This window comes from Streptomyces sp. GbtcB7 (assembly GCF_019091445.1).
GTDB lineage: Bacteria > Actinomycetota > Actinomycetes > Streptomycetales > Streptomycetaceae > Streptomyces > Streptomyces mirabilis.
The window spans coordinates 44,135-60,873 of sequence record NZ_JAGXJM010000008.1; the positions used below are offsets into that span (position 1 = coordinate 44,135).

Genomic DNA, 16,739 nt, shown 5'->3' on the forward strand with positions numbered 1-16,739 from the left:
GTGTCAGACGCATGCCAGAGCGTGCGGGGAACCACGGAGAACAGCGGGCAACGCAGTAGCGGCCGACCAGGCACCGTGAGCACTTCGCCCCAGGTCAGCAGCCCATTCAGTCGTAGATCACCGCAGTTTCCCAAGCTGAGAGCACAGGCCGGCCCCAGGACAAAGCAGACCAGACTCACGAGCGTTGCGACGCGCGGTACCTCATGTGTGCGACGGAAGTTGGACATGACGCCGTTGGAGCAGAAGGAACAAATCGCAACGATCACCGCTGGGATGACAGCGGTGTGCCACGGCACACGTATGCAGCACCCACGGCCAGGCCGACAAGAATGACAAGCACCACGACCCCACCCCTCATCTGCGGGCTCCCCGCCCCGCGCCGTGCGCCACAGGGTAGAGGGGTACTGGGCGGTAATAGCCATTTTTGCGTTGGCGTAAAACGGCTCGAAGGTCGCCGGGTCACTGTGCCCCAGCCGTGCCCGATCGAGCGGGGAACCAGGGGGAGCACCGGACAGTCGCAGCGTCTGAGCGTGAGTACGGCCCCTGACCAGCTTGGCTGGTCAGGGGCCGCTTCACCTGGCGGTGGGTGTGGGATTTGAACCCACGGTGACTCGCGCCACGACGGTTTGCAAGCTTGTGGCCAGCCTGACCGCTCAGGAGCAGCCGCAGGACAAGGCGTAGGCGACGAATACAGCTGCCACGGCAAGCGTGCTCCCGCTACACCAGCCAACCGGCAACGCCGCCCTCGCCTGGCGGGAGAAGCAGCTCCCAGCCGCCATAGCCGAAGGAAGCCAGCACGGCACCGCCTACACCCCCGGTGACGAGCGGGCCGCGCCCCATCCCCAGACAAACGCCAGGCGAGATCACCGCGCACCGGGACGGGAACTCGGGTCTGTGTTAGTGGAGTCGTGGTCCGAACGGTGCCCTGGGCACACGGTCGCCGAGGGGCCTCCTGCTCCCGGCACCCCTCCGGGGTATCAGTCCTCGCCGCTGCCGTACGGCCTGGTCAGAATCTCCAGGTTGTGTCCGTTGGGGTCGTCGAAGTACGCCCCGCGGCCGCCATCGTTGTGGTTGATCTCGCCGGGGTGGTGGTGATGCGGGTCCGCCCAGTAGGTCAGGCCCGCCTCGCGGACACGGGCGAAGATCGCGTCGAAGTCGTCCTCGGAGACGAGGAACGCATAGTGCTGTGGGCTGATCGACTCGGCCGTGTCCATGTAGTCCAGCGTCACGCCGTTCGGTATCTGCACCGGGACGAACGGACCGTACTCCGGTGCCACCTCCAAACCCAGCAGATCCGCGAGGAACCGTGCGGACGCCATCTTGTCGTGCGCGGCGACGATCGTGTGGTTGAGTTCGACTGCCATCGGTCGGCCTCCTTCCCCCTGGGTGCCAGAACCACTTTCCACGCTAGCAACCGCCCGGGCCGGCGCCATCCGTCTCTGGTCCCGTCCAGCTCCGACCTGCGACCGAGACCGAGAACCAGGGGAACGAGGACCCTTCCTGGACTCCTATGGACCGGGGTCATCACCGATGAGCTCGTTGTCTTCCACCCGAAAGGGCACACCCCGCTCCTGGAGCGCATGCAGCGGATCCAAGGGACCTTCGACGTGACTCGCCCCGGTCGTCCGGATGGCTTCCCATACCCGTTCCACTCTCAACCCGGCGGTCTCATCTCCTGGGGCTGCGACTACTGCGGGGACGAGCACTTCTTCCTCCCTGGAGCTGCGCGGCAGAGCGTGATCAACGCGTTTCAGGAACTCGGAGTCGACGGCGAGGGCATAGAACGGTTCGGCATGGTCGCCCTGGACGTCCCGCCCGCCGCTGATCTCGCCAAGGTGCGAAGGCTGCTCAACCACGGTGTATCCGAGGAGTGGTGGGACATGGAAGAGGGGTGCATCACCGCGCGTTGACCGGCCGCTTCCGCCGGCTGACGCCGTTCAGGTGGGCCACGGCTGGGCCGTCCCTGGGCCGTCCGAGGCCGATCGGCGGCGGCCAACGACGACCAATGGCGACCTCTGTGAAGGGGCGGACTAGGGCCCTGACCAGCAAGCACCAGCTCCCCAAGATCCCCGACAAGACCCAGGCCAAGAAGAAGTAACCTGAATTGATCAAGCCCCCTATCTGCGGATTCCCCGCGGGTAGGGGGCTCTTTTTGTTGGGGGCCGCAAGCGAGTCACGGAGGTGGGGGCTGTGGAGGTGATGTTGCAACGGACTGTGGCTCACCTCTCTGCAGGATGTATGTGCTGCGCGAGTCCGGGTCGCCGAAGAAGAAGTAGAGCTTCAGTGCTTCCTTGTCGTCGCGCCGCAACTCGAAGGTCCACGTGTAGGTCTTGGGTGGCTGGGGGCGGTCCGCCGGCGGGTCGAGCGGCTCGTTCGGCTCCGGCGCACGAGTCGCGACCGCGGTACGTGAGGTGAGAGTCAGTTGGACATGCTGACCGTCGTTCCATCCGGTCCGCTTGTCAGTCAGCTTCCAGGTTCCCGTGCCCGACAGGCGCCACCTGTCGTCGAAGTCCCATTCCTGTCCGTCCAAGAGACGGATGTTGGCCTTCCCGCCAGGCCAGAAGACGACGTTCGTCCGGTCGTAGCCGATCCATGACCCCGATACTTCTGCCCGCTTCGCGTCGTGCAGCGCGGGCACTTCGTCGTACATACGGGGATTGCATCCCGCGAGCGCGAGCAGACAGGCGACGAACACCGCATGCCACCCCCTGGCGAGGCCGGATGAGTGGGTCAGCACGGCACCTCCCTCCCCAAAAGAAGCCGCACCACAGGCGACTGCGACTCAACCGCTCACCGATCAAGGCCCCGTCATGCTGGCACCATTTCTGAACACGTTCAACTCTTGTGCTGAGCCGAGTGGTCGCAGGCGGTAGCACAGCAGCGAAGAGCGCCGGACAAGGTGAGTGTCCAACTGCGTGACAACGCCCACGCGCAGCGGCTGACAACCACGTACGAGGGCGGACCATCGCAGCAGGTGCGAGGCACTCCGGCCTGAGGTGAAGCGCTCACCCAAGTTGCTTCGGGACGAAGAAGTCCGCGCCCCGACCTCCACGACGGTTGCCAAGCCGGTGTCCAGCCCGACCGTTCAGGAGCAAGTGCAAGACCAGGCGTAGGCGACCACGGCGAACGTGGCGGCCGCCACGCCGGCCAGTCGCCCGCGCCGCCCTGGCCTGGCGGGACGAAGCAGCTCCCAGCCGCCATGGCAGAGGAAGACCAGCAAGGCGCCACCGACACCCCCGGTGACAAGCGGGCTGCGCTCCCATCCCCGGACGAACGCCAGAGCCAGACCCGCCACGGCAAGGCAGGCGACCACCGTCAGCACTACCTCTCCGGCGAGCTCCTCCAGGAGTTCTTTCAAGAACGAGCCAATGCCGCGGATCACGCGTAGGACACGACTCCGAGCCGCAGGAACAACCACACGCCCCCCAGACCCAGTCCCGAATGATCGGACCCTACGAAATCGCGAGGTGTCGGGGAAGAGTGCTCAACGCCATCCGCAACGACGCCGGACGGGGACGTACACCAGCGACTCTGCCCGGCCGTCGCGTCAGCCCACGGCCGCAGCCGGGGCGTCATCAGGGCTGGGTAACTCGCAGGTGTCGTCGTTCGGCCAGTTCCTCCGCGCTGACCACGGTCAGAACCGGGGTACCCGGCGGCGCGAACATGGTCACCACCAGCTGCGACTGCGCGTCCGAAAGGTTGTTGGCGCCCTGGTAGTGGATCACGTCGCCCCCAGGCTCGAACAGGGCGTCACCGGCCTTGAGCACCCGGGGCGGCTGCCCCTCCAGCTCGAAGAGGATCTCGCCCTGGGTCACGTAGCCGAAGAGCGGCCCGGGGTGCCGGTGCGGCGGCGCGCCTGGGTCACCGGGCAGCAGGGTGACCCGGATGGTCCTGGCCTCGGCGCCGGTCGGGATCCGGGCCGCCGCCTCCGACAGGGTCGTGATCACCTCAACGCCTGGGGGCAGGTGTGTGTGCTCAGCGCTCATGCATTCCTCCAAACAGGGACTGTCCACAGAGAGGACAAGACGGCCTCCTCGTTTGTGACAGCCCTACGCGGCGAACCTGCCCGGGGCGGTTCACCCTCGGGTGCCTGCTGGAGCACCCGGAGCCATGGACGCTCGAGTTGGGCCTCCTCGCCATGGGCGCCGGTTCGGCAGTTGGCGGGGCCGAAGCTGCTCGCGCCATCCGTCCTGCCGGTTGCCGGAACGCGGCGGGACGCCTTCAGCCGTCGCCAACAGACGAGCGCACAGGCCGAGGTGAGGAAGGCCGCGTGGATGTCGTAGCGGATCTCCCAGCGGATCCGCGGACGACGGAGCCAGTGCAGGGGGCGAAGGTCCTCTCGACAACCCGGCGTTGGGTGCCCAGTCCGGAGCCGTGGTCAGTAGTGCGTCGGGCAATCGACGGCTTCACGCCGAGGGACCAAGGCGAGACGGCGGTACTGGTCGTGGTCCTACCCGCGGTCGCCGAGCACGGCGTCGGGGCGGCGCCTGGGCCGACGCGCTTGCCCCGCACCGGTGGGACCGCCCGGCCGAGCGGAACGAGCCGGTCAGGAGTGTCCCGCCGTCGGGCCGCAGTGCGCGCGGCGGCGGGTTGTTCTAGCGTCGAACAGAGGAGGGGCAATCCTGCCGAGCCGACGGGTGCGGGGGCCCGAGGCCACGGTCGTACACCGGCCGGGTCCGCTGCTCGGCGCCTTGAATCCGCGAATCCCCGACCAGCCCCGGAGAGACAGGTGCCTCCCATGCACACGGCGGCCCGTATCGCCGGTGTCCTCACCGGTTTGACCCTCACACTCGGCGGCGTGGCCTTCGCCGCCCCCGCCGCCCACGCGGACATCCCGGCCTGCACGAACATGGTCCGTCAATCGGGCGTCGAAGTCTCAGACGCCGTCAGAACGGCGTGCACCCAAGGTGTGCACGGTGACCTGCGGGGCTGTGTGAGCGCCTTGACCCAGGCCGGCACGCCGGGCGGCGCCGCGAACGGTGCCTGCCGAATGGCGGCCAACCCCCCGTGACGGCGAACATGCCGGGCGTCCGGGAAAGAGCCGGGACATAGGTCGGTCGTCGGCGAAGCCGCCACCGGTACGCCGTGCCGTCGACGACGATGCGCCGTGATCCCTTGCGACCCAGTGCCATGGGTCCTGGCGGGGTCCCGGCCTGGTGACCGCATGCAGAAGGGGCCCTGTCGTGGTGACGGGGCCCCTCTGGGTGGGGCTACGCGATCAGCCGCACTGGCACGGGTTGCCCGACTGGCACCCGCACCCGCAGCCGGAGCCGCAGCCGCAGGCGCCGAACAGCGGGAGACTTTTGATGTCGGCGGGCTGGTCGGTGTCGCGGTCCAGGGTCGGGTCGGGCGTGGCGGGAGAATCGGCCATGGTGTCCTCCTCAATGAGGCCTCAATGAGGCATCGAGGCCGGGTGCCTACGCCTGTATGCCTAGGCGCCTGGGCGTAGGCGCGGGTGCCTACCCCCATTGCATGCCCGCTCCCCTGGGCGCATCAACGGCGCACTGAGGCTCGCCCGCGCCCCCGGAGTGAGACGGCAGCCCCGGGCGCTCCCGGACCTCAGACGCCCTCGGCCCCCGTGACCGGCTGAATGTCGGGCTGGAGCTCGTCCGCGTGCTCACCCGTCACCAGGTACACCACGCGCTTGGCCACCGACACCGCGTGGTCGGCGAAGCGCTCGTAGTAACGGCCCAGCAGGGTGACGTCGACGGCGGTCTCGATGCCGTGCTTCCAGCGGTCGTCCAGCAGGTGCTGGAAGAGCGTGCGGTGCAGCAGGTCCATCTCGTCGTCGTCCTGCTCCAGCTGGAGCGCCAGGTCGACGTCCTTCGTGATGATCACCTCGGCCGCCTTCGCCATCAGGCGCTGCGCGAGCTGGCCCATCTCCAGGATCGTGGCGTGCAGGTCGTGCGGGATCGCACGCTCGGGGAAGCGCAGCCGGGCCAGCTTCGCCACGTGCTGGGCCAGGTCGCCGGAGCGCTCCAGGTCGGCGGACATGCGGAGCGAGGTGACGACGATACGCAGGTCCGTCGCCACCGGCTGCTGGCGGGCCAGCAGGGCTATCGCGCGGGCTTCGAGCTCGTGCTGGAGATCGTCGACCTTCTGGTCGGCCGCGATCACGCTCTCGGCGAGCTTCAGATCGGCGTCGAGGATGGCCGTGGTGGCGCGCCCGATCGCCGACCCGACGAGCCGGGCCATCTCGACCAGGCCGTCGCCGATCGAGTCAAGTTCCTCGTGGTACGCGTCACGCATCTGGTTTGTCCCTCTCTTACGTCACCTTGGGGCCCGGGGGGCCGGGCTGCCCTGACCGCCGGACGGACCGCCGGACGGGCCCCGTGAACCCCACGCTCCCACGTTCCGGCCCGTACGCGTCCGTTTCCGGCATCCCAAATGAACCATCCCTGGCTCCTGGGTGAACTCTGGGCGACGAGTGTTCGAGGTCGCACTCCGATGGCTGTGGCCTGGCGTGACGACGTGCCTAACCTGGGGGCATGGACGTGAACGCGGCGGTCGCCGCAGCGGCAGCGATCGCCGGAGTGCTCACCGGTGTCATCGCCATGCTGGCGTTCCGCTGGAGCGAGCGCGACCAGAAACGCCCCACCCGCACATCCCTGCACACGGACCCGGTGCTTCCGCCGGGCGTCGACACGGTGCTCTCCGTGCTCCGGTCCTCGGCCGTCGTCCTCGACGAGGCCGACGCCGTGGTCAAGGCCAGCTCAGCCGCGTACGCCCTCGGGCTGGTGCGCGGCGGCAAGCTCGCCGTCGAGCCGATGATGCAGATGGCCCGCGACACCCGTCGCGACGGGGAAATACGCCAGGTCGAGCTGGATCTGCCGAGGCGGGGGACCGGACGGGGGGAGGCCCTGGCGGTCTCCGCGAGAGTCGCCCCGCTGGGCTCCCGGCTCGTGCTGCTCCTCGTCGAGGACCTCACCGAGGCCCGGCGGATCGAAGCGGTACGGCGCGACTTCGTCGCGAACGTCAGCCACGAGCTCAAGACGCCCGTCGGCGCGCTCTCCCTCCTCTCCGAGGCCGTCATGGACGCCTCGGACGATCCGGAGGCCGTCGAGCGCTTCGCCGGACGTATGCAGATAGAGGCCACCCGGCTCACCAACCTCGTGCAGGAGCTCATCGACCTGTCGAGGGTGCAGAACGACGATCCCCTGGAGGACGCCGAGCCGGTCCGCGTGGACGAGCTGGTCGCCGAGGCCATCGACCGGTGCCGCCACCAGGCCGGCACCAAGCAGATCACCATGGCCGCCGGCGGCACCGCCGACCTGAGCATCTGGGGGAACCGGGGCCAGCTGGCCGCCGCCCTCGGCAACCTCGTCGAGAACGCCGTCAACTACTCGCCCGCCCGCACCCGGGTGGGCATAGCCGCGCGCCGGGTGACCGCGCCCGGCGGAGAACTCATCGAGATCGCTGTGACCGACCAGGGCATCGGCATCTCGGAGAAGGACCGGGAGCGCGTCTTCGAGCGCTTCTACCGCGTCGACCCGGCCCGTTCCCGCCAGACCGGCGGTACGGGTCTCGGTCTCGCGATCGTCAAGCACGTGGCCGCCTCGCACGGCGGGGAGGTCACCGTGTGGAGCTCCGAGGGTCAGGGCTCCACGTTCACCCTGCGGCTGCCTGAGGCGGCCGCGGCCCGCGACCGCGGGATCGACCACGACATGCCCGGACTCGACGATGAGGACGAGAACGGGCAGCCCGACGGGACGACCACCGTCACATCCCCGTATGAACCGCTTCCCGCTCCGGAGGTCCTTCCGTGACCCGTGTGCTCGTCGTCGAGGACGAGGAGTCCTTCTCCGACGCCCTGTCGTACATGCTCCGCAAGGAGGGCTTCGAGGTCGCCATCGCGACCACCGGGCCCGACGGACTCGACGAGTTCGAGCGCAACGGCGCCGACCTCGTCCTCCTCGACCTGATGCTGCCGGGGCTGCCCGGCACGGAGGTCTGCCGCCAGCTGCGCGGCCGCTCCAACGTCCCGGTGATCATGGTCACCGCCAAGGACAGCGAGATCGACAAGGTCGTCGGGCTGGAAATAGGAGCCGACGACTACGTCACCAAGCCCTTCTCCTCCCGCGAACTGGTCGCCCGCATCCGGGCCGTCCTGCGTCGCCGCGGGGAGCCGGAGGAGGTCACCCCGGCCGCTCTCGAGGCGGGTCCCGTCCGGATGGACGTCGACCGCCACGTGGTGACCGTCTCCGGCTCCAAGGTCGACCTGCCCCTGAAGGAGTTCGACCTCCTGGAGATGCTGCTCAGGAACGCGGGCCGTGTGCTGACCCGTATGCAGCTCATCGACCGGGTGTGGGGGGCCGACTACGTGGGCGACACCAAGACGCTGGACGTCCACGTGAAGCGTCTGCGCGCCAAGATCGAGCCGGACCCGGGCGCCCCGCGGTACCTGGTCACGGTGCGTGGCCTCGGATACAAGTTCGAGCCGTAAACCGAACCCGTCTCACGGCGGCACGTACGACGCGACCCACCCGTACGACAAAGGGCGGCACGTACGACAAAGGGCGGCACCCTTCGGGGTACCGCCCTTCGTGCGTGCTGGATCAGTTGCCGGCCGACGAGGAGGCCGTCGCGGTGGCCGTCGCGCTCGCCGAGGCCGCGTCGGTGGGCGTGCCCGAGACGGAGTCGGACGGCGAGGTCGAGGCCTTCGGTGACTTCGAGGTCTTCGGCGACTTCGAGGAGGTCGCGGAGCCGGTGGCCGCCGCGCCGGGCGCCGCGGGGATGGTGGTGGGGCCCCACTTGGTGAAGTAGCTCTCGGCCGGGACGACGAACGCGCGCAGCTTCACGTCACCGGTCTTGCTGAAGGTGAAGGTGATCGGCTGGGCGTTGCCGTCCTTTACGGCCGCGCCGGGGTTGCTGAGGGCCGCGGAGGCGTTGCCCTCGCCGCCCAGGATGACGTGGCCGCCGGCGGGGATGGTCAGCTTGCCGCCGCCCTTGGCGGGCGTGATCTGGGCGACGCCGTCGCCGCCGATCTTGACCGAGTCGAGGGTCTGCGGGGTGCGGCCGTTGTTGAAGACGGTCGCGGAGACCACCGCCGGGCCCGTGGACGTCGTGTCGGGCTGGGTGATGACGAGGGCGTTCTGGATCTTGATGTCGCCGACGCTGGTCGCCGCGTTGTCCGGCTTGACCTCCAGCGTCTGTGCGTTGTTGCCGGCGCCGCATGCGGCGAGCGAGGCGATCGAGAACGCAATGGCGGCGGCGGCGAGAGCGCCGCGTCGAAGGCTGCTGCTCACGGCGGCGGCAACTCCTTGAACGTGGGCGAAGCAGAGCGGCTCCGGTGTAAAGCCGCCCTAAGGGTCTGTCAGCGGCCTTAGGTTACCGAGCCGTTCCCACGCCGCCGCACCCGACCCGCCCCTTGACGCCCGCGAGCCCCGTTGCGCCGCTCGTGCGCCCCGGTCCTCGAGTGGTTCCGGTCCGCCTCATCAGCTACTTTGAGCTTCCGTTCGTCTGCCATTCACATAAGCGGCTGTACGTGTTGCCGCGAGAGTAGTGACGAGATCCGCTTGGGGTTTTCCGGTAAGGAATCCACGGCGGTCCGGAAAATTGATCATCGGTAGATCGGCGCGGTCCGTGATCAATTCCGGATTCGTCTCGTACCCGACTCCGCTCACCGAACGGAGTAGCGGAAGTCGAGCTCCTGGAGCGGGACAAACCGGGATGTTCAGACCCTGGTCAGGAACGTCCGGTGTGTGTAACGTACGCGTTTCTCTTGCCCTGGACAGCCGCTCCCACCTGCGAATACCCTCTTCCGCTCCCCCTTCGCAGCACGTTCCTGTCGCGGTTGTCAAGCCCCGAGATATGCCCTGACCTGCGAAAACGCCATTCAGAAGACGCCGTTTCCGTGTTACCCTGGATAGCCACGGAAGGGGTACCTGTCACATGACGTTCAAGGTTGGCGACACCGTGGTCTATCCCCATCACGGGGCCGCGCTGATCGAGGCCATCGAAACTCGCCAGATCAAAGGCGTGGACAAGACCTACTTGGTGCTGAAGGTCGCCCAGGGCGACCTGACGGTGCGTGTGCCAGCGGACAATGCGGAGTTCGTCGGCGTGCGTGATGTGGTCGGTCAGGATGGGCTGGACCGGGTCTTCGAGGTGCTGCGCGCGCCGTACGCCGAGGAGCCCACGAACTGGTCTCGTCGTTACAAGGCAAATCTGGAGAAGCTCGCCTCCGGCGATGTCATCAAGGTCGCGGAAGTCGTGCGTGACCTGTGGCGTCGTGAGCGCGAACGCGGACTCTCCGCCGGAGAGAAGCGCATGCTCGCCAAGGCCCGCCAGATCCTGGTGAGCGAGCTCGCCCTCGCGGAGAACACCAACGAGGACAAGGCCGAGGCCCTGCTCGACGAGGTTCTCGCGTCCTGACGCAGACAGTCGAGACGGTGGCCGCTCACCCGGCGGTCGTCCCGGCGTCCACACAAGGCCGCACAGCTGCGCAATGAAATGCCGCGGTGCCCGATGACGTAATTGCTGTCGCTCCACACGATGGCTGTCGCCGGGCGCTGCGGCATGTTCGTACCCGCGCGATTTCGGAAACGCGTGGCCCCGAATACACCTGCGTCCCATGGAATACACCTGTGTCCCATGCGCCTGCGTCCCCGATGCCGCGTCGATACCCGCGTCCCCGATACTTGGCGTGCCGGGCCCGGACAGCTTGCTCGACCGGATGTCACGGAAGGGTCCGGTCAGGGCTCGCGCCCGGCACTGCCCCGAGCTCTCGGCTTCGCTCGAGCAAGGGGCACGCCCAGGCCATACCCAAGCACGCCGAGTACACAAACCTGACAGGAACCGATGTCTGACGATTCGCGCTCCTCGCTGTCCGGAGGCCGCACGGCGGCCGTGATTCCGGCCGCCGGACGGGGCGTGCGCCTCGGTCCGGGCGCCCCCAAGGCGCTTCGCGCGCTGAACGGTACCCCCATGCTCATCCACGCGGTGCGCGCCATGGCCGCCTCCCGCGCGGTGTCGCTGGTCGTCGTCGTGGCCCCGCCCGACGGTGCCGCCGAGGTGAAGGCGCTGCTCGACACGCACGCGCTGCCCGAGCGGACCGACTTCCTCGTCGTCCCCGGCGGCGACAGCCGTCAGGAGTCCGTGAAGTACGGGCTCGACGCGCTGCCCCCCGGCATCGACATCGTCCTCGTGCACGACGCGGCCCGCCCGCTCGTGCCGGTCGACACGGTCGACGCCGTCATCGAGGCCGTACGCGACGGCGCGCCCGCCGTCGTACCCGCGCTGCCGCTCGCGGACACCGTCAAGGAGGTCGAGCCGGCGAGCGAGCTGGGGATGCCGGAGCCCGTCGTCGCCACGCCCGAGCGGGCGCGGCTGCGGGCCGTGCAGACGCCGCAGGGGTTCGACCGCGCCACCCTCGTCCGCGCGCACGAGACCGTCACCGACAACGTGACCGACGACGCGAGCATGGTCGAGCAGCTCGGGGAGCGGGTGGTGGTCGTGCCGGGGCACGAGGAGGCGTTCAAGGTGACGCGTCCCTTGGACCTCGTCCTCGCGGAGGCGGTCCTCGCACGCAGGAGGGCCAACGATGGCTTCTGAGTCACCCGCGCCGGTGCCCGTGGTGCTGCCGCAGGTCGGCATCGGTACCGACATCCACGCCTTCGAAGAGGGGCGGGAGCTGTGGTGCGCCGGGCTGCTCTGGGAGGGCGAGGGGCCGGGGCTCGCCGGGCACTCCGACGCGGACGTCGTCGCGCACGCCGCCTGCAACGCGCTGTTCTCGGCGGCGGGGATCGGTGACCTCGGCGCCCACTTCGGGACCGGGCGGCCCGAGTGGTCCGGCGCGTCCGGGGTCACGCTGCTGACGGAGGCCGCGCGGATCGTCCGCGCGGCGGGCTTCACCATCGGCAACGTCGCCGTCCAGGTCGTCGGGCCCCGCCCGAAGATCGGGAAGCGACGGGACGAGGCGCAGAAGATCCTCTCCGAGGCGGTCGGGGCACCGGTGTCGGTCTCCGGAGCCACGACGGACGGCCTCGGCTTCCCGGGCCGCGACGAGGGCCTGATGGCGATCGCCACGGCCCTGGTGGCCCGCACGCCCTGACGCGCGTCGGCCCCGGTGCCGGTGCACGCGCGTCGGCCCCGGTGCCAGTGCACGCGCGTCAGCCCCGGCCCCGGTGCCGGTGCCGATGGTGTCGAGAGGGCGATGGCCGCCCGCAGATGTCACGAATAAGTCCTCCTTGCGAGGGAAGGTCGCGGGGCACTCCCCGTGGCCCACTACCCTGGAGTGGTGACCATTCGCCTGTACGACACCAGCGCCCGGCAGATCCGTGACTTCTCCCCGCTCAAGCCGGGTTGTGTCTCGATCTACCTGTGTGGCGCCACCGTGCAGGCCGCACCGCACATCGGGCACATCCGCTCGGGCCTCAACTTCGACATCATGCGCCGCTGGTTCGAGTACCGCGGGTACGACGTCACGTTCATCCGCAACGTGACCGACATCGACGACAAGATCATCACCAAGTCGGCGGACCAGGGCCGCCCTTGGTGGTCGATCGGGTACGAGAACGAGCGCGCGTTCAACGACGGGTACGCCGTGCTCGGCTGCCTGCCGCCCACCTACGAGCCGCGGGCCACCGGGCACATCACCGAGATGGTGGAGATGATGCGCGGGCTCATCGAGCGCGGGCACGCGTACGAGGCGGACGGGAACGTCTACTTCGACGTGCGGTCCTTCCCCGGGTACCTCCAGCTGTCCAACCAGGAGCTGGACAACCTCCAGCAGCCGTCCGGCGTCGGTGAGACCGGCAAGCGGGACCCGCGCGACTTCGCCATGTGGAAGTCCGCGAAGCCGGGCGAGCCGAGCTGGGAGACGCCGTGGGGACGGGGCCGGCCCGGCTGGCACCTGGAGTGCTCCGCCATGGCCCACAAGTACCTGGGCCCCGCGTTCGACATCCACGGCGGCGGGATCGACCTGATCTTCCCGCACCACGAGAACGAGATCGCGCAGGCCAAGGCCTTCGGTGACGAGTTCGCCATGTACTGGGTGCACAACGCCTGGGTCACCATGAGCGGCGAGAAGATGTCCAAGTCCCTGGGCAACTCCGTACTCGTCTCCGAGATGGTCAAGACGTGGCGTCCGATCGTGCTGCGTTACTACCTCGGCACCCCGCACTACCGCTCGATGATCGAGTACAGCGAAGAGGCCCTGCGCGAGGCCGAATCGGCGTTCGCGCGCATCGAGGGCTTCGTGCAGCGGGTCGTCGAGAAGGCGGGGGGCGTCGTCGAGCCCGCCGCCGAGGTGCCGCCCGCCTTCGCCGAGGCGATGGACGACGACCTGGGCGTCCCGCAGGCGCTCGCCATCGTGCACACGACCGTGCGACAGGGGAATTCGGCCCTGGCCGCCGACGACAAGGAAGCCGCCGTCGCCCGTCTCGCCGAGGTACGGGCCATGCTCGGCGTCCTCGGGCTCGACCCGCTCGACGAGCAGTGGGCCGGCGAGGGCGACCGCGGTGAGGATCTGCACGGCGTCGTCGACACCCTCGTCCGGATGGTCCTCGACCAGCGCGAGGCCGCCCGCACCCGCAAGGACTGGGCCACCGCGGACGCCATCCGCGACCAGCTCAACCAGTCCGGTCTGGTCATCGAGGACGGCCCGCAGGGGCCGCGCTGGACGCTCGGCCCCCGCTGAGCGGCCCTGCCCTCGGGGCTTTCTCGGGGTCTCCCAGGGGCCCCCGACCTTGATCGATTGTGCCGCCCGGGCCTCCGGGCGGCACACTGCATATACGACACTTCAAGAACGTACGCACGCTCGCCTCACACAGACAGGTAGGTCATGGCCGCTAACAACCGCCGCATGTCCGGCAAGAAGGGCGCGCAGGTCGGCAGTGGCGGCCAGCGACGCCGGGGCCTGGAAGGCAAGGGCCCCACCCCGCCCGCCGAGATGCGCAAGGGGCACAAGAAGAACCGCATCGCGGGCGCCAAGGCGAAGCAGGTCGCACGCCGTCCCGCCCCGCGCGGGCGCGGCGGCAAGGGCACGTCCGAGATGGTCGTCGGGCGCAACTCGGTCGTGGAGGCGCTGCGCGAGGGCGTGCCCGCGTCGATGCTGTACGTGCAGCAGTTCATCGACAACGACGAGCGGGTGCGCGAGGCGCTCCAGCTCGCCGGTGAGCGCGGCGGCATCCACCTCATGGAGGCCCCGCGCCCCGAGCTCGACCGCATGACCAACGGGCTCAACCACCAGGGTCTGGTCCTCCAGGTCCCGCCGTACGAGTACGCGCACCCCGAGGACCTCGCGGCCGCCGCGTACGACGAGGGCCAGGACCCGCTGATCGTCGCCCTCGACGGCGTGACCGACCCCCGGAACCTGGGTGCCGTCGTCCGTTCCGTCTCGGCCTTCGGCGGCCACGGCGTCGTCGTGCCCGAGCGGCGCGCGGCCGGCATGACCGCCGGTGCCTGGAAGACGTCGGCCGGTGCCGCAGCCCGTACGCCCGTCGCCCGCGCCGCCAACCTGACGCGGGCCCTTGAGTCATACAAGAAGGCCGGTCTCGTCGTGGTCGGACTCGCCGCGGACGGCGAGGTCGAGGTCGGTGATCTGGAGGCCCTCGGCGGTCCCGTCGTCATCGTCGTCGGCAGCGAGGGCAAGGGACTGTCCCGACTGGTCGGCGAGACCTGTGACTTCCGGGTACGGATTCCGATGCCGGGCGGCACCGAGTCGCTGAACGCCGGTGTCGCGGCGGGAGTCGTGCTGTACGAGGCCTCGCGCCGACGCGTCTGAACAGACGTCCGAACGGATATCTGAACAGGTGTTTGAGTGGACGTCTGAGTGAGTCACCCCCGTGGGGCAATCGGGATGTTCGGGATGACCTTGACGCGGTCCGGACAGATCTGCGCGGTCAAAGCAGTGTCCTAAACACACATCACTCGGTTAGATGAGTGTGGACACCAGAACACCCCGCACACCCACGGGGGACCGCTCGTCGGGATTCGACGACGCTCCCGCGCTGAGCATGGTGAAGGTGCCGAGCGATCCGGCGCAGGTCATCGTCAATCATGCGAGCTTCCGCGTGCAGCTAGGCGGCGCGACGCGGACCCCATCCTGGCGCGTCGCACGGCATTTGAGCGCCGACGACACCGCGCGGATCCCCGTCGTCGGTACGGCGGGCAGAGCGGGCGGTCCGGCCGCCGGGGCCCGCCGCCGCGCACCCGTCGTCTGGAGCGGGCGGTCCGACCCCGACGACACCGGCGCCCACCGCCTTCTGCAGGCAGTGCGCAGCACCAGCGTGCGCCACGGCGTCGCGGACCCGACGGGTGACGGCGGCGCCACCCAGGTCATCCCCCGCCTCGACGAACACCAGGGCTACGCGGGCGACTTGACCGTCGACACGGTCGGGACGCCCCTCGTCGGCAGCCAGCGCGGCCACGACCACGACTCCGCGGGGACCCGGCTGCTGCCGAACATGCGCAGCGTGGACAGCGCGTACGACGAACCGCGCTACTTGGGCGGGCAGTTCGCGGCGGAGGACCCCGACGACGACGGCCACGGCGGCGCCACACCGGCCAGGCGGCACGGCTCGGACCCGGTCCGGCACGCCTACTACCCCGGGCGCCGGATGAACCTCGGCGTGGTGCTGCTCCCGCTCCGCGTCTTCCTCGGCTTCATCTCCATCTACGCCGGCATGGGCAAGCTCTGCGACCCCGTCTACTTCGACGGCGGCAAGCGCGGCTCCATGGTCAAGTGGCTGAACACGCTGCACCCTTGGGACGTCGCCGAGCCGCTGCGTCAGTTCGCGCTCCAGCACCCCGTCGGCTCCGGGCTCGTCATCGCCTTCCTCCAGGTCATCGTGGGCGTCCTCACGGTGCTCGGGCTGTGGCAGCGGGTCGCCGCCGTGGTCGGCGCGATGCTGTCGGCCGCGCTCATCGTCACCGTCAGCTGGAAGACGGTCCCCGCGTACGACGCGCCGGACATCATCTACCTCGCCGCCTGGTCGCCGCTGATCATCGCGGGCGCGCCCGTCTACTCCGTCGACGGACGCCTCGCGAGCGAGGCCTGGCGCACGCTCGGGCCCCGCGCCGACATCTGGGACCTGCGGTACCGGGTGCTGCGCCGCGGCGCGCTCGTCTCGGCCATCGTCGTCGGCCTCACGCTCCTCGTCGGCTCGCTCCTCGGCGGTGCCGTCCGTGACGCCGACCGGGTGGTCGTGCCGGGACCGGGCGAGGCCCCGCGCAACGAACTGCCCGGCTCCCCGCTTCCCGAGGAGCCCGGCACGCCCCAGCACAGGACCACCACTCCCTCGGCCTCGGCCAAGGCGCCCACCCACGGCAGCTCCTCCTCGCCGTCGGGCGCGGCCACCACGCCGGGCGCCACGGTCCGTGAGACGGGCGGCACGGTCACCAGCGGCCCCAGCCAGACCCAGGGCACCGGCCAGGCCCCGCCCCAGCAGTCCTCGCCGGTCCACCAGGCCCCCAGCACCAGCGCGGGCCCGACGTCCAGCGGCGGCAGCTCCAGCACCGGCGGCAGCGGCTCGGGCGGCGGCACCTCCTCCGGCGGTTCGAGCGGCGGCGGCGGTGGTGGTGGCACCTCCGGCGGCTCGGACAAGCTGGTCGGCGGTCTCCTCGGGTAGCGCGTAACGCCCCCTGGCGATACGAGGACGGGCCCCGCACATCAGATGTGCGGGGCCCGTCCTCGTACTGCCGGGAAGGGGCTCTCGGCCCTCGTACTGCCGGGAAGGGGCTCTCGGTCCTCGTGCTGCCAGGAAGGGGCTTCTCAGCCCTCGTACTGCCGGGAGGCG

The 16,739-nt window shown here is 69.6% G+C and carries 16 protein-coding genes and 1 pseudogene; 10 read left to right on the top strand and 7 right to left on the bottom strand.

What is annotated here, in order from left to right; genetic code table 11:
• Nucleotides 1–977 precede the first annotated feature (977 nt).
• Complete coding sequence (locus KVT44_RS15180; RefSeq protein ID WP_099921939.1) at nt 978–1,364, bottom strand: VOC family protein; 387 nt, start codon at nt 1,362–1,364, stop codon at nt 978–980.
• 357 nt (nt 1,365–1,721) lie between these two features.
• Here KVT44_RS15180 and KVT44_RS60570 point away from each other — a divergent pair.
• Nucleotides 1,722–1,910: pseudogene (locus tag KVT44_RS60570) on the top strand (DUF4265 domain-containing protein); the annotation flags it as partial.
• 263 nt (nt 1,911–2,173) lie between these two features.
• On the opposite strand, the gene KVT44_RS15190 reads toward KVT44_RS60570, so the two are convergent.
• The 3 genes from KVT44_RS15190 to KVT44_RS15200 all read right to left on the bottom strand — a co-directional run bounded on the left by KVT44_RS15190 (nt 2,174) and on the right by KVT44_RS15200 (nt 3,986).
• Nucleotides 2,174–2,737 (bottom strand): hypothetical protein, encoded by a 564-nt coding sequence (locus KVT44_RS15190; RefSeq protein ID WP_217567442.1) that lies wholly within the window; start codon nt 2,735–2,737, stop codon nt 2,174–2,176.
• 348 nt (nt 2,738–3,085) lie between these two features.
• On the bottom strand, nt 3,086–3,382 hold the full coding sequence (locus KVT44_RS15195) for a lysine transporter LysE (protein ID WP_217567443.1): 297 nt from the start codon (nt 3,380–3,382) through the stop codon (nt 3,086–3,088).
• Between the two features lie 193 nt (nt 3,383–3,575).
• Nucleotides 3,576–3,986, bottom strand: a complete 411-nt coding sequence (locus tag KVT44_RS15200; RefSeq protein ID WP_099921942.1) for a cupin domain-containing protein — start codon at nt 3,984–3,986, stop codon at nt 3,576–3,578.
• A 752-nt stretch (nt 3,987–4,738) separates the two neighbouring features.
• Here KVT44_RS15200 and KVT44_RS15205 point away from each other — a divergent pair.
• Nucleotides 4,739–5,011: a hypothetical protein gene (locus KVT44_RS15205; protein WP_217567444.1), complete on the top strand. Its 273-nt coding sequence runs from the start codon at nt 4,739–4,741 to the stop codon at nt 5,009–5,011.
• A 207-nt stretch (nt 5,012–5,218) separates the two neighbouring features.
• Here KVT44_RS15205 and KVT44_RS15210 read toward each other — a convergent pair whose 3' ends face one another.
• Nucleotides 5,219–5,371, bottom strand: coding sequence for a hypothetical protein (locus tag KVT44_RS15210; RefSeq protein WP_167552125.1), 153 nt, complete (start codon nt 5,369–5,371; stop codon nt 5,219–5,221).
• Between the two features lie 188 nt (nt 5,372–5,559).
• Nucleotides 5,560–6,249 carry a phosphate signaling complex protein PhoU gene (gene phoU / locus KVT44_RS15215; protein ID WP_067371613.1) on the bottom strand — a complete coding sequence of 230 codons (690 nt, stop codon included), beginning with the start codon at nt 6,247–6,249 and terminating at the stop codon, nt 5,560–5,562.
• A 239-nt stretch (nt 6,250–6,488) separates the two neighbouring features.
• Here phoU and KVT44_RS15220 point away from each other — a divergent pair, with 239 nt between their 5' ends.
• Together KVT44_RS15220 and KVT44_RS15225 are read left to right on the top strand one after the other, a co-directional pair.
• Nucleotides 6,489–7,766: a cell wall metabolism sensor histidine kinase WalK gene (locus KVT44_RS15220; protein ID WP_099921944.1), complete on the top strand. Its 1,278-nt coding sequence runs from the start codon at nt 6,489–6,491 to the stop codon at nt 7,764–7,766.
• On the top strand, nt 7,763–8,443 hold the full coding sequence (locus KVT44_RS15225; protein WP_009340348.1) for a response regulator transcription factor: 681 nt from the start codon (nt 7,763–7,765) through the stop codon (nt 8,441–8,443). The genes KVT44_RS15220 and KVT44_RS15225 overlap by 4 nt, the downstream gene beginning before the upstream one ends.
• Before the next feature lie 112 nt (nt 8,444–8,555).
• Here KVT44_RS15225 and KVT44_RS15230 read toward each other — a convergent pair whose 3' ends face one another.
• Complete coding sequence (locus KVT44_RS15230) at nt 8,556–9,245, bottom strand: copper chaperone PCu(A)C (protein ID WP_217567445.1); 690 nt, start codon at nt 9,243–9,245, stop codon at nt 8,556–8,558.
• A 646-nt stretch (nt 9,246–9,891) separates the two neighbouring features.
• On the opposite strand from KVT44_RS15230, the gene KVT44_RS15235 reads away from it, so the two are divergent.
• The 6 genes from KVT44_RS15235 to KVT44_RS15260 all read left to right on the top strand — a co-directional run bounded on the left by KVT44_RS15235 (nt 9,892) and on the right by KVT44_RS15260 (nt 16,571).
• Complete coding sequence (locus KVT44_RS15235) at nt 9,892–10,374, top strand: CarD family transcriptional regulator (RefSeq protein WP_003953493.1); 483 nt, start codon at nt 9,892–9,894, stop codon at nt 10,372–10,374.
• Nucleotides 10,375–10,800: 426 nt separating this feature from the next.
• Nucleotides 10,801–11,553, top strand: a complete 753-nt coding sequence (ispD, locus tag KVT44_RS15240) for a 2-C-methyl-D-erythritol 4-phosphate cytidylyltransferase (RefSeq protein ID WP_217567446.1) — start codon at nt 10,801–10,803, stop codon at nt 11,551–11,553.
• The gene (gene ispF, locus KVT44_RS15245; protein WP_099921946.1) at nt 11,543–12,052 is read left to right on the top strand and encodes a 2-C-methyl-D-erythritol 2,4-cyclodiphosphate synthase; all 510 of its coding nucleotides are present in this window, start codon (nt 11,543–11,545) and stop codon (nt 12,050–12,052) included. Before ispD ends, ispF begins: the two co-directional genes overlap by 11 nt.
• Nucleotides 12,053–12,238: 186 nt before the next feature.
• Entirely contained in the window at nt 12,239–13,639 is a 1,401-nt protein-coding gene (gene cysS, locus KVT44_RS15250; protein ID WP_060895218.1) for a cysteine--tRNA ligase, read from the top strand.
• Nucleotides 13,640–13,783: 144 nt separating this feature from the next.
• A complete protein-coding gene (rlmB, locus tag KVT44_RS15255) occupies nt 13,784–14,725 on the top strand; it encodes a 23S rRNA (guanosine(2251)-2'-O)-methyltransferase RlmB (RefSeq protein ID WP_190170846.1) in 942 nt (313 codons plus the stop codon).
• A 160-nt stretch (nt 14,726–14,885) separates the two neighbouring features.
• On the top strand, nt 14,886–16,571 hold the full coding sequence (locus KVT44_RS15260) for a DoxX family protein (RefSeq protein WP_217567573.1): 1,686 nt from the start codon (nt 14,886–14,888) through the stop codon (nt 16,569–16,571).
• The last annotated feature ends 168 nt before the right edge of the window (nt 16,572–16,739 follow it).

What these genes read in the sequence shown, in the direction of transcription:
- KVT44_RS15180 (WP_099921939.1), bottom strand. Translation starts at nt 1,364, where the DNA reads ATGGCAGTCGAACTCAACCACACGATCGTCGCCGCGCACGACAAGATG.
- KVT44_RS15200 (WP_099921942.1), bottom strand. Translation starts at nt 3,986, where the DNA reads ATGAGCGCTGAGCACACACACCTGCCCCCAGGCGTTGAGGTGATCACG.
- KVT44_RS15205 (WP_217567444.1), top strand. Translation starts at nt 4,739, where the DNA reads ATGCACACGGCGGCCCGTATCGCCGGTGTCCTCACCGGTTTGACCCTC.
- KVT44_RS15210 (WP_167552125.1), bottom strand. Translation starts at nt 5,371, where the DNA reads ATGGCCGATTCTCCCGCCACGCCCGACCCGACCCTGGACCGCGACACC.
- phoU (WP_067371613.1), bottom strand. Translation starts at nt 6,249, where the DNA reads ATGCGTGACGCGTACCACGAGGAACTTGACTCGATCGGCGACGGCCTG.
- KVT44_RS15220 (WP_099921944.1), top strand. Translation starts at nt 6,489, where the DNA reads ATGGACGTGAACGCGGCGGTCGCCGCAGCGGCAGCGATCGCCGGAGTG.
- KVT44_RS15235 (WP_003953493.1), top strand. Translation starts at nt 9,892, where the DNA reads ATGACGTTCAAGGTTGGCGACACCGTGGTCTATCCCCATCACGGGGCC.
- ispD (WP_217567446.1), top strand. Translation starts at nt 10,801, where the DNA reads ATGTCTGACGATTCGCGCTCCTCGCTGTCCGGAGGCCGCACGGCGGCC.
- ispF (WP_099921946.1), top strand. Translation starts at nt 11,543, where the DNA reads ATGGCTTCTGAGTCACCCGCGCCGGTGCCCGTGGTGCTGCCGCAGGTC.
- rlmB (WP_190170846.1), top strand. Translation starts at nt 13,784, where the DNA reads ATGGCCGCTAACAACCGCCGCATGTCCGGCAAGAAGGGCGCGCAGGTC.